The sequence below is a fragment of the Alteribacter aurantiacus DSM 18675 genome (assembly GCF_000429705.1).
Lineage (GTDB): Bacteria > Bacillota > Bacilli > Bacillales > Salisediminibacteriaceae > Alteribacter > Alteribacter aurantiacus.
This window is the reverse complement of sequence record NZ_KE386941.1, coordinates 2,069,849-2,082,254: the sequence shown is the minus strand read 5'-3', so window position 1 is coordinate 2,082,254 and position 12,406 is coordinate 2,069,849. Positions and strand designations below refer to the sequence as shown.

Sequence of the window (12,406 nt, the reverse complement as noted above, 5' to 3'; positions counted from 1 at the left end):
ACGTAAAGATCAGGAACTGACTATCAATAGTAAGGTGACTGCCTTTTGCGAAGGAACGACTGATTATGAATCCGGTTTATTCAAACCGGGTTCATTATTATATTAGAATTGTAAGCGCTTACGAATTGGGTAAACTTCATATAAGAACCCACACTCAATCAGGAGGGATGTCTCTGTGTTTACGAAAAAAAGAAAAATCGGTACGACCATTCAATATCTTCAAGTAGGAGAAAAGGTAGAAGTCTCCAAAAAGATAGAAGATAAAGATATACTTTTGTATCTTGGGTTATCCGATGATGCAAATCCAATCTATATTCAGCATGACTATGCGGCCCGCACACCTTTTCAAAAGCCGATTGTTCCTCATTTGATGATTAATGGGATTGTTCACTCAACGGTTTCCATGCACCTGCCAGGTCCAGGAAGTGCAATCGTTAGTCAAAATCTTGAGTTTACAGAACCACTTTATCATTACGGTACGTTAAATCTCGTCGTTGAAGTAACGGATATAGATGAGAAAAAACACCGGGTAACCTTAGCAGTCAATGGTACAGATCAAGAGGGAAGAACCGTTGTAAAAGGGGAAATAACTGCATGCCCTCCATACCCTTGGAAGCCTGTTACCCAAGATGCAGGAACGTTCGAGAACTTTTAAAAAAACCGTCTCTATAAAGAGGCGGTTTTTTGTTTATTTGTAAATATTAGGAATGATATAAATGGATGTTAATTCCTAGCAACTTCGAATGTAAAGGAATAATCATATTTTAATCTCTTGATGACTAGAGAATTTAGCTACTCACATATGTTTACATAGTCTTTGTAAAAATATAAAAATATAGTAATATGAAAGAAAGGATGGTTATCCATCTCTTATCATCATTAAAGAAATATGGAACAGTACATATATTATCTTGTTCTGCTTTGACTACAGGGGGTTAAAGACAGGCGCGGGAGGAATTATACATGTCTCAAAAAGTACTTGTCGTAGACGATGAGGAATCCATTGTTACCCTTTTGCAATTTAATCTAGAGCAGGCAGGCTTTACAGTAACCACTGCCATGGATGGGAAATCGGCATTAGATGAAGCTGCCAACCAAACCTTTAATCTCATTGTTCTCGACTTGATGCTTCCAGAAATGGACGGTTTGGAAGTATGTAAACAGCTCCGTCAAAACAAAATCATGACTCCAATTCTTATGTTAACTGCGAAAGACGATGAGTTTGACAAAGTTCTTGGTCTTGAACTCGGAGCTGACGATTACTTAACGAAGCCATTTAGTCCAAGAGAAGTGGTAGCAAGAATCAGAGCGATTCTTCGCAGGACTCAAGTGACTTCTTCAGAATCGGAATCTAAAAAAGAAGTACACAAAATTACAATTGGTGATGTTGAGATTTTTCCTGATAATTACGAAGTGTTCTTGAAGAATCAACCGATGGAGCTTACACCAAAGGAATTTGAGCTTCTTCTATACTTGGTTAACCATAAAGGTCGTGTGCTCACACGGGACCAGTTGTTGAATGCGGTTTGGAATTACGAATTTGTAGGGGACACTCGTATTGTGGATGTGCATATCAGTCATCTTCGTGAAAAAATCGAACCGAACACAAAAAAGCCTGTTTATATAAAAACAATCAGAGGACTCGGCTATAAGTTGGAGGAGCCTGCCCTGAATGAATAGTTACCGCGCGCGGTTTATCTTTCCTTTAACCGTTATCGTTTTTATCGTTCTAGCTTGCCTTGGGGCATTATTAGGTCCTCTTTTCAAAGAATTTTACTTTGAACGGATGGGAGATCGCATAGAAAAGGAAGCTGGTGTTGTTGCTTATAATGTCCAGGAAATAGGGATGGAGAATACTGCTCAATTGGAAGAGGTCATGGGGATCCTCGCTTCCCGCTTGGACGTTCGGATTACCTTGTTGGATGCAGATAGAACAGTCATTGCAGAATCAGCAGATCCACCCGGGCAAGACCAAGATTATAGTACCAGACCGGAAATCGAGCAAGCGGTGAGTGAAGGGGAAAGCAAAGAAATCAGGATGAGCAATACGGTAGGGGAAGAACTTTTGTATTATGCGACAAGACTGGAAGAAAACGGTGAAACGATTGGTTACTTAAGGCTTGGTCTCACGCTTGGAGAAATGAACCGAGTTTATCGAAGCATCTGGATCTTTTTACTTGTTAGCTTTTCGATTGCCTTTTTAATCATCTTCTCTCTCACATCGAAGTTAACCAACCAAATGATTGCGCCGATTGAAGAAGCAACGAGAGTGGCCAAGCAATTGGCACAAGGAAATTTCAAAGCGAGAACCTTTGAAGGGGAAGCCAATGAAACAGGTCATTTAAATCGGTCGTTAAACGTCTTGGCTGAAAACTTGGGACAAATAACGAAAACCTATCAAATGCAGCAAGAACATTTGGAAACGCTCATTGAAAACATGGGCAGTGGGCTTCTTTTAATCAATGCAAAAGGCGATATCACTCTGGTGAATCGCTCATGCAAAGAATTGTTTAAAGAGGACACGGACCAGTGGCTTCACAAGCTTTATTACAAAGCGATTGGGCATAAAAAAGTAATTAAGCTCGTTCAAGAAATCTTTCTTACCGAAAGGGGAAAGAGAAGACACTTAGAGCTGCCCATCGGGATTGAGATGCGTCATTTTGACGTGTATGGTGCCCCAATTATAGGATCGAATGAAAAACTTCGAGGTATCGTTCTTGTTTTTCATGATATAACTGAACTGAAGAAACTCGAGCAAGCCCGTAAAGACTTTGTGGCTAACGTATCTCACGAGTTGAAAACACCGGTCACATCGTTAAAAGGATTCACAGAGACCCTACTGGCAGGTGCGATGGAAGATCCGACGTTACGTGAAAAGTTCTTAACCATTATTTCGAAGGAGTCGGACCGCCTTGAAAGTTTAATTCAAGACCTCCTCGAACTCTCCAAGATAGAAGGGAACCATTTCCAGTTAAATTGGCAAAAGGTAGACCTTCAAGAGATGATTGAAGATGTGAAAGTGATGCTTCAAGATCAAGCAGACAAGAAAAAAATCGAGTTAAAAACAAAGGTGATAGGGGACCCAATGATTGAAGGAGATCCTCACCGGTTAAAGCAAGTCATTTTGAACCTTGTCAACAACGCCATTTCGTATACGAGTGAAGGTGGAAGTGTATCCATGAGGTTGCGCGAGCAGTCTCAAACTGTCTTGTTGGAAGTGGAAGATACAGGGATTGGAATAAGCAAAAAAGAATTACCAAGGCTTTTTGAACGTTTTTATCGGGTGGACCGTGCGCGTTCACGAAATTCTGGTGGAACAGGACTTGGCTTGGCTATTGTCAAACACTTGTCGGAAGCACACAAAGCGAAGCTGGACGTGACAAGTGAAGTGAATAAAGGAACGACGTTTAAAGTCACGTTCTTCAAAAAGAAGGTTGAAGATAAGAAAGAGATGTAAATCTTTACAGGAACTTTACAATTTCTACACTTCATCTTAAAAGTGATTCGGTACAGTATACATGTACTGTTTCATATGAATGTAATCTCTCTTGATTGCATTTATGTTACATCCCCTTGTTTAGCCGGAAGCCCACCCCTGAGCTTCCGGCCTTTTTTTATGTTATAACTGGCCCTTCGTGAAATAAAGAGCTATCTGGCTACTCCCTTCAAGGAAAAAAACAGACTAACCTCACCTTCAATTTCCTTCTCTCTCTCAAGTTTGATAAAATAGGCATACGACTTTAAACGGTTGTGACATGACCGTTAATAATAAAAACTGGGGTGTTATCCTTGAACAAACTTGTTCTAGTAGACGGAAACAGTGTAGCTTATCGCGCTTTTTTTGCTCTACCTTTGTTAAACACAGAAAAAGGTATTTATACAAATGCCATCTATGGCTTCACGACTATGATTTTAAAGGTATTAGAAGAAGAAAAACCAACCCATATGCTTGTAGCCTTTGATGCGGGAAAAACAACATTTCGGCATAAAACGTTTCAAGAATATAAAGGGAAGCGTGAGAAGACGCCTCCTGAACTTTCCGAGCAGCTTCCATACATGAGAGAGCTCCTTGACGCGTTTCGAATCAAGCATTACGAAAAGGAAAACTATGAAGCTGACGACATTATCGGTACATTAAGTAAACAAGCGTCAAAAGAAAATTGGGAAGTGAAAGTGTATACAGGAGACAAAGATTTACTTCAACTGGTAGACGATCACATTCATGTAGCGATGATGAAAAAAGGTATCACGAATATGGATACATACGACGAGAAATTAGTAGATGAAAAATACGGGATTACACCTATTCAAATCATTGATATGAAGGGACTCATGGGTGATAGTTCTGATAACATTCCCGGCGTTCCCGGTGTAGGAGAAAAAACGGCACTCAAGCTTCTTAAAGCCCATCAAACAGTAGAAGGGGTTTATGAGAACTTGGATGCAGTGTCCGGCAAAAAGCTGAAAGAAAAGCTTGAAGCCAATAAAGAACAGGCGTTAATGAGTAAAGAACTGGCAACAATTATGCTTGACGTTCCGGTTGATGTCACATTCGAAGACACCAAGATGGGCGACCATGATCAAGAGAAGGTTGTGGCTTTATTTAAAGACTTGGAATTCAAGTCCCTGCTTGAAAAGTTCGATGGAGATCAAGAAGCCGACGCAGAAGAGATGGAAGAGCTGAGCGTTACAGAAGTCTCTGAGATTACAAAAGACATCCTTGTCTCTCCATCGTCATTGGTGGTTGAAGCACTGGATGAGAATTACCACCAAGCCGACATTGTAGGATTTGGTATTTCGAATGAAACCGGAACGTATTTTATTCCTACTGAGGTAGCCCTTAAAAATGATGTATTTACAGAGTGGGCAAAAGATCAAGGCCATAGCAAATATATGTATGATGCAAAACGCTCTGTTGTAGCACTCGGTTGGGAAGGGATTGCTCTTGACGGGGTCGAGTTTGATGTTCAGATTGCTTCATATTTGATCGATCCTTCTACTAGTGCACACGACTTGGCAGATGTCTCAGAAAGAAAAAAGAGTACACGTGTTCATCATGACGAGGCGGTGTATGGAAAAGGGAAGAAACGAAAAGTAGCCGAAGGGCAAGCCTTGTTTCAACATCTGGGCAGAAAAGCAAAAGCCATTTATGAGCTGCGAGATGAACTGGATGAAGAATTGAATGCAAATGAACAAAAAGAATTGTTTTACGATTTGGAAATGCCATTGAGTGTTATTTTAGGACGTATGGAGATGCACGGTGTGTCTGTTGACCGAAGTGAATTAGAAAACATGGGGGCAGAGCTAGAAAAGAAATTAGCTGAAATTGAAGCAGATATTCATGAACTTGCAGGAACGACTTTTAACATAAATTCACCTAAGCAACTAGGAGAAGTCCTTTTTGAAAAGCTGCAACTCCCTGTTATTAAGAAAACGAAAACCGGCTACTCCACCTCAGCTGATGTTTTGGAAAAGCTTCAAGATCAGCACGAAGTTGTGGAGAAAATTCTATTATATCGTCAACTTGGAAAATTGAATTCGACTTATATTGAAGGGCTCTTAAAGGTGATCCATAAGAAGACAGGTAAAATTCATACCATCTTTAATCAATCTTTAACTCAAACGGGCCGTTTAAGCTCGACGGAGCCAAACTTGCAAAACATTCCGATCCGATTGGAAGAAGGGCGTAAAATTCGCCATGCATTCGTGCCAGAAAGAGAAAATGCCGTTATTTTTGCGGCGGACTACTCTCAAATTGAGCTTCGTGTTCTTGCTCATATTTGTCAGGATGAAACATTGGTAAAAGCCTTCCGTGAAGACATGGATATCCATACAAAGACGGCTATGGACGTGTTTAACGTCGCTCGGGACGAGGTGACGGGCAACATGAGACGAACAGCCAAAGCGGTCAACTTCGGAATTGTATACGGAATTAGTGATTATGGCCTTTCTCAAAGTCTCGGTATTACACGAAAAGAAGCGAAGAGCTTTATCGATCGTTACTTCGAGAGTTTCCCTGGTGTTAAAAATTACATGGAAAACATTGTGGATGAAGCAAGAGACAAAGGCTATGTGACGACGATGTTAAACCGCCGCCGCTATTTGCCTGAAATCACAAGCCGCAATTTTAACCAAAGAAGTTTCGCGGAGCGTACAGCGATGAACACGCCGATTCAAGGTAGTGCTGCTGACGTAATCAAAAAAGCGATGGTTGATATTGCAGAGAGGATGGAAGAGGAAAACCTCAAATCAAGCCTCCTATTATCCGTACACGATGAATTGATCTTTGAAGTTGTCGAGGATGAAATTGAAACGATGAAAAAGCTTGTGCCTGAAGTGATGGAGAATGCCATTGAACTCGATGTGCCATTGAAAGTGGACTATTCATACGGAAGCACATGGTACGATGCAAAATAATGTGAAGGATGAATGTTGATGCCTGAATTACCGGAAGTAGAAACAGTCAAACGAACCCTTGAACAGCTCGTGGTAGGAAAAACAATTGAAGATGTGATCATTCATTGGCCGAAGATGATTAAACGACCGGATGACAGACAGGCGTTTACAGACATGCTTAAAGGAGAGACATTCCAAGGGGTCGGAAGACGAGGCAAGTTCCTTTTGTTCCACTTGGACTCGTGGACGCTCGTGTCGCATTTAAGGATGGAAGGTCGTTATGGTCTTTATTCTTCAAGTGAAGAAAAGGACAAACATACACATGTTCAGTTTTTGTTAACGAGTGGCGAAGAGCTACGTTACCGGGACGTTCGTAAATTCGGAACGATGCATCTCTTTGAAAGAGGTGAGGAGCTTCATCACCTCCCTCTTTCGCACTTAGGGGTTGAACCTTTTACAGAAGCCTTTACGCCTATCCACTTAAGACAGAAGTTGTTAAAAACGACACGCTTTATCAAGTCCGCTCTTTTGGACCAAACCGTTCTGGCGGGCCTTGGAAATATCTATGTAGATGAGGCCCTCTTCCTTGCAGGAATTCATCCTGAAAGAAGAGCCAATACGATTACGGATGAAGAAGCAGTTAAACTTCACGGGGCGATAGTGAAGACGTTAAAAGAAGCGGTTCAGCAAGGGGGATCGTCTATCAAATCTTATGTGAATGGTCAAGGTGAAATGGGGATGTTCCAACAACGTCTATTTGTTTACGGAAAAACCGGTGAAGCGTGTAAAATGTGTGGAGCTGAAATCGAACGATCTGTCGTTGGTGGTCGTGGTACCCATACTTGTCCTAGCTGTCAGCCGGGATAACGTTCATTAAAATTCCTTCGTACATTGGATGGGCTCATGCCATATACTATCGTATCGATGGTTATGGGAAGGAGCCTTAAGGATGGTGGAATTACTTTCTTTACTGCTACTGGCCTTCGCTGTTAGCTTGGACAGCTTCGGTGTAGGTCTCACATATGGTCTGAGAAAAATGAAATTGCCTCTTCGATCCCTTGTCTTCATCGCACTCTGCTCTGCAACTTCAATTTTAATCGCGATGACGATTGGTACAGCTATTGCACGAGTGATGAGCCCAGGTGTCGCTGAAACAATTGGGGGCTTTATTCTTATTTTGATTGGAGCTTGGGCGTTGTATCAAATTTACAACCCCGCTAAGAAAGATCGGAAAACAAAAGAAGAACGTGAGTACATCTTTAACTTTGAAATTAAGAAACTTGGTATTGTCATTACAGTTCTGAGAAAGCCGATGGTAGCTGACTTGGATAACTCGGGAACCATTACGGGGCGAGAAGCGTTTCTTCTTGGCTTAGCTCTTTCCCTGGATGCTTTTGGTGCCGGTCTTGGTGCAGCACTAATCGGTTTTTCTCCTGTGTTGATGGCAGTCAGTGTAGCCTCAATGTGTGCGTTATGTTTAACACTCGGTATGAGAAGCGGATATGTTTTTGCAGATGCTAGGTGGATGAAAAGCCTTTCCTTTATTCCGGGACTCGTACTTATCTTATTAGGGATTTGGAAATTATAAGAGGAAAGCAGGTGAAACATTCAGATGATTATCGGATTAACAGGTGGAATTGCGAGCGGGAAAAGCACCGTGTCCGCTATGTTTAAAGAGTGGAATATTCCGGTGGTCGATGCCGATGTAATTGCCCGGGAAGTCGTTGAGCCCGGGCAAGAGGCTTTTAACCAAATTGTACAAGCTTTCGGTGAACAGATTCTTAATGAGGACGGTAATATTCACCGAAAAAAATTAGGTGCCATAATTTTTAACGATCAGAAGAAGAGAGAGCAATTGAACAGCATCGTGCATCCTGCTGTGCGAGCAGAAATGAAGAAGCGTCGGGACGATTATTTACAATCAGGACACGATCACGTCGTACTTGATATTCCGTTGCTGATTGAGAGTGAGCTCGACTATCTCGTGGATAAAACCCTTCTTGTATACGTGGATGCTGACACGCAGCTTCAACGGTTAATGAAGAGAGACGATTCTAGTGAGGAAGAAGCTCAAAGTAGAATTCGTTCGCAAATGCCATTGGATGAAAAACAAGAGCACGTAGATAAAGTGGTCAATAACAGTGGATCCATCGAAGATACAAAAAACGAAGTAAGAGCTGTTTTAAAAGAATGGAATGTGGTTTAGGGGTCATAAGAGGCTGGGACAAAAAGTAAGTGTTTATTGTAGAAATCGAACAATGGTATGCGGCGTAATATAAGCCGCATACCATTGTTCGATTTGACTCAAAAAACACTTTTGTCTTAGGCTCTTTTTATTTTGGGAAATAAAAGCATGAATATTAGTGAGATTTCATTTCTTGTAAGACCATTCGATCAGCTAAATACTTAGTAAACTAGTCAAACGCACATTCGCGAAAAATTATTCGAAAAAAGAGTACTGCTTGCATAATATATGTTATACTAAAAATGATTTTAAGGATATAAAGTATAACACATATACGATGGAAGGGGCCTTTTCTAATGACGACAATCGCAATTAACGGTTTTGGCCGAATCGGCAGAATGGTTTTTCGAAAGGCAGTATTAGACACTAAATTATCCGTAGCGGCAATTAACGCTTCATACCCTGCCGAAACGTTGGCTCACTTGATTAAACATGATACTGTACACGGTCCGTTTATGGGAGATGTAGAAGCATTTGATGATCACTTAATTGTAAACGGTACCAAAGTGAAATTATTGAATAACAGGAATCCGTTGGAACTTCCTTGGAAGGAACTTGGAGTAGATATTGTCGTTGAAGCGACTGGTAAATTTAAATCAAAAGAAACAGCCTCTTATCACCTTGAAGCAGGAGCAAAGAAAGTTGTCATCACAGCTCCCGGAAAGGATGAAGATATTACGATTGTTTATGGAGTCAATGAAAAAGATTACGACCCAAATACGCACAACATTATTTCAAATGCTTCTTGTACAACAAACTGTTTGGCACCGGTAGCCAAAGTCTTAAACGATCGCTTTGGGATTCAGTCCGGTATGATGACGACCGTTCATGCTTACACGAATGACCAAAAAAATATTGATAATCCACATAAAGATCTTCGCCGTGCAAGAGCTTGCGGACAATCTATTATACCTACTACGACAGGAGCTGCCAAAGCCCTTTCAAAAGTGTTGCCTGAATTGGAAGGAAAGCTAAACGGAATGGCTCTTCGTGTCCCTACGCCAAATGTTTCTCTTGTGGACTTGGTTGTTGATCTCTATACGGATGTGACTGTTGAGGAAGTAAATGATGTATTGAAGGCAGCTTCTGAGAACGAACTAAAAGGTATTCTAGGGTTTTCTGATGAACCTTTAGTAAGCGTAGACTTTAACGGAAACGAAAATTCATCGATCATCGATGGTCTATCTACGATGGTTCTGAACAACCGACAAGTGAAAGTCCTTGCTTGGTACGATAATGAATGGGGATATTCTTGCCGTGTTGTTGATGTAATTGAGTATGTAGGTGAAGCTCTTAAGGCTGAATCGGAAGTTACTGCATAAATACCGTTTGTACCATGGTTCCTTGGCTCATTTTTCCCTCTAAAAAACCATTGCAAAAAAAATGCAAAGGAAGTATACTGTTTTTCGTGATCTTCGAATAAAAGCAATAGAAGGGATGATCGTTACTAGGTGATGGTGTCACACATCACTTAAGGGTTAGGACCTCTTTGGACTAACTTTCCCCCGTAGTGGTCACATTCCTCCATGCTTAGTAAGGAAGGCATGAAATATAGTAAAGGGGGATTTCGGTATGGAAACCATGGGACGACACGTCATTTCGGAGCTTTGGGAATGCAACATTGAAAAGCTCAATGACATGGGATTTATCGAAAAATTATTTGTAAATGCAGCACTTGAAGCAGGTGCAGAAGTAAGGGAAGTAGCTTTCCACAAGTTTGCACCGCATGGGGTAAGTGGAGTCGTTATTATTAGTGAATCTCATTTAACGATTCACAGTTTCCCAGAGCACGGTTATGCAAGCATTGACGTTTATACGTGCGGAGACAGAATTGATCCGAATGTGGCGTCAGATTACATTGCAAAACATTTAGATGCTAAATTAACTGAAGCGGTAGAAGTTCCCCGAGGCATGGGGCCGATTAAAGTCGGTGAACCACGTACGGAAAGAGCACTAACTGCAACGACTAAATAGAATGAAGAGAAATACTCCTCAGGCTAAATGCTTGAGGAGTATTTTTTGTTAACGGGAGATGGGGGAGAGCAGACGAAAGTGGCGGCAGAGGAGCTAACTCAGACAAAAGTGTAATAAATGGATCAAACGAAAAATAAGTGGATCAAAGTGAGGATAAGTGGATCAAACCAAAAATAAGTGGATCATCCGATGCCCAAAGGCTCCACCAAAGCGTCGTTTATCATTCCTTTGAAAAACCAAAAAAGGCATGATCCCCACAGGGTCATGCTTAAGTATGGTCTTTGTGATGCCGTTGTCCATTTGCTCTTCGTGTTTGTTTAATGAGCTGATGACCGAATACAGCTCCCCCCGTAACGAGAATACCTTGAATAAACGCCTCTATGGAAAGTCCCATAAGGAACGTAGTGAAGGTAATTCCTAGGATCAACAACATATAAGGAATTAGCCAATCCGGTACACGAGGAGTCTGTTTAATGATTTTGCCCAAAATCATTAACACGGGGATCACAATCAAAGCCTCATCTACTACATATGATAAGAAGTCCACAGTTAAACCCCCTCCTATTTCATCAGAAGGCACTGAAAAAGTTAAAGATCGAACTTTTTCAGTGCCTTCATTTCATCTATAATTGCGCCGCGGACAAAACATTCCTAATGAAAAATAAAGATTAGGTGACAAGGTTCGAACCAATTTTCCAATAATATTGAACATGTTGTTATTTCCTGCTATTCTTAAGATGCTAAGGTGGGATGTATAATGGGATTTAAAGATACAATGCAAAAATACATAAGTACACATACGGAAACGCGTGAGAAACACCCGGATGAAAAGTTGCAAACACACTATTACAAATCGTCCAAGGATAAAGTAATGAAGGAAGTCCAAGCGATGATCAACCAACGTCAAGGGCTTCAGGTTCAATCTGTTTCTGAAGAACGAGGCGAAATTATCGCTCGTGCAGACTCCGGTAAGAAGGTTTTTTTGGTGGCTACTGTGATCATGGTTAGGCCATACCGCACAGCCGTTGATTTTTCAGTTACCACAGACACGGCGCTACCTGTAGACTTTGGTTATAGTAGAAAGTTAATTTACGAACTGTATAAGAACTTAAATGGACGCTTGACCTTTGTCGGTGCCGGATTAGGTGACAACCTGACGCAAGGGTTTTAACGGGAGACAGGAATGGAGAGGATTATATGAGATGTCCAAGCTGTCAACATAACGGAACTCGCGTACTCGATTCCCGTCCGAGTGATGAGGGGCGTTCCATTCGGCGACGACGAGAGTGTGAATCATGCGGCTATCGCTATACGACGTTTGAGCGAGTGGAAAAAACGCCACTGATTGTCGTGAAAAAAGATGGAAATCGGGAAGAATTCTCAAGAGAAAAGATTCTTCGAGGATTGATTCGTGCATGCGAAAAACGTCCGGTCCCTCTTGAAAAGCTTGAAACGGTTGTGGATCAAGTTGAGCGCGAGTTGAGAAATCAGGGTATTTCTGAAGTGGATAGTCATGATATTGGCGAACAGGTTATGGAGCAACTCGCTGCTATTGATGACGTGGCATATGTTCGATTTGCTTCGGTCTATCGTCAGTTCAAAGATATTAATGTTTTTGTAGATGAATTAAAAGAGCTATTAAAGCGCTCAGGCGATAAAGAATCCTGAAACAACAAAGGAGTCTCCTTCAAGGAGCTCTTTTTTTGCGTAATTAAAGAACAAAGAAGTCTCCGCCTGAAGCGGTAGGACGCAATGTCATAGAGCAACCTGTACAACTTTTACCATCACATA

12 protein-coding genes are annotated in these 12,406 nt (G+C 41.4%); 11 read left to right on the top strand and 1 reads right to left on the bottom strand.

All coding sequences use genetic code 11. The features are described from left to right. Window positions 1-175 precede the first annotated feature (175 nt). The 9 genes from G476_RS0113890 (at window position 176) to speD (ending at window position 10,615) form a co-directional block, all read left to right on the top strand. Window positions 176-655: a MaoC/PaaZ C-terminal domain-containing protein gene (locus G476_RS0113890; protein ID WP_026690637.1), complete on the top strand. Its 480-nt coding sequence runs from the start codon at window positions 176-178 to the stop codon at window positions 653-655. A 308-nt stretch (window positions 656-963) separates the two neighbouring features. Then, window positions 964-1,680, top strand: coding sequence for a response regulator transcription factor (locus tag G476_RS0113885; RefSeq protein WP_026690636.1), 717 nt, complete (start codon window positions 964-966; stop codon window positions 1,678-1,680). Continuing rightward, window positions 1,673-3,457, top strand: a complete 1,785-nt coding sequence (pnpS, locus tag G476_RS0113880; protein ID WP_026690635.1) for a two-component system histidine kinase PnpS — start codon at window positions 1,673-1,675, stop codon at window positions 3,455-3,457. The genes G476_RS0113885 and pnpS overlap by 8 nt, the downstream gene beginning before the upstream one ends. 323 nt (window positions 3,458-3,780) lie before the next feature. Next, window positions 3,781-6,417: a DNA polymerase I gene (polA, locus tag G476_RS0113875; protein WP_425387223.1), complete on the top strand. Its 2,637-nt coding sequence runs from the start codon at window positions 3,781-3,783 to the stop codon at window positions 6,415-6,417. Between the two features lie 18 nt (window positions 6,418-6,435). Then, window positions 6,436-7,263 (top strand): DNA-formamidopyrimidine glycosylase, encoded by an 828-nt coding sequence (gene mutM, locus G476_RS0113870; RefSeq protein WP_026690633.1) that lies wholly within the window; start codon window positions 6,436-6,438, stop codon window positions 7,261-7,263. Window positions 7,264-7,345: 82 nt separating this feature from the next. Further along, complete coding sequence (ytaF, locus tag G476_RS0113865; protein WP_026690632.1) at window positions 7,346-7,984, top strand: sporulation membrane protein YtaF; 639 nt, start codon at window positions 7,346-7,348, stop codon at window positions 7,982-7,984. Window positions 7,985-8,002: 18 nt separating this feature from the next. Beyond that, window positions 8,003-8,602 (top strand): dephospho-CoA kinase, encoded by a 600-nt coding sequence (coaE, locus tag G476_RS0113860; RefSeq protein ID WP_026690631.1) that lies wholly within the window; start codon window positions 8,003-8,005, stop codon window positions 8,600-8,602. 335 nt (window positions 8,603-8,937) lie between these two features. Further along, window positions 8,938-9,963, top strand: a complete 1,026-nt coding sequence (locus tag G476_RS0113855) for a glyceraldehyde-3-phosphate dehydrogenase (protein ID WP_026690630.1) — start codon at window positions 8,938-8,940, stop codon at window positions 9,961-9,963. Window positions 9,964-10,213: 250 nt separating this feature from the next. Next, complete coding sequence (speD, locus tag G476_RS0113850; protein ID WP_026690629.1) at window positions 10,214-10,615, top strand: adenosylmethionine decarboxylase; 402 nt, start codon at window positions 10,214-10,216, stop codon at window positions 10,613-10,615. A gap of 268 nt (window positions 10,616-10,883) precedes the next feature. Here the strand turns inward: speD and G476_RS22060 are convergent, their stop codons facing one another. Then, window positions 10,884-11,162: a phage holin family protein gene (locus G476_RS22060; protein WP_035186521.1), complete on the bottom strand. Its 279-nt coding sequence runs from the start codon at window positions 11,160-11,162 to the stop codon at window positions 10,884-10,886. Between the two features lie 210 nt (window positions 11,163-11,372). Between G476_RS22060 and G476_RS0113840 the strand changes: the two genes are divergently transcribed. Continuing rightward, the gene (locus G476_RS0113840; protein WP_026690628.1) at window positions 11,373-11,786 is read left to right on the top strand and encodes a hypothetical protein; all 414 of its coding nucleotides are present in this window, start codon (window positions 11,373-11,375) and stop codon (window positions 11,784-11,786) included. A gap of 26 nt (window positions 11,787-11,812) precedes the next feature. Beyond that, window positions 11,813-12,283, top strand: coding sequence for a transcriptional regulator NrdR (gene nrdR / locus G476_RS0113835; RefSeq protein ID WP_026690627.1), 471 nt, complete (start codon window positions 11,813-11,815; stop codon window positions 12,281-12,283). Window positions 12,284-12,406 lie beyond the last annotated feature (123 nt).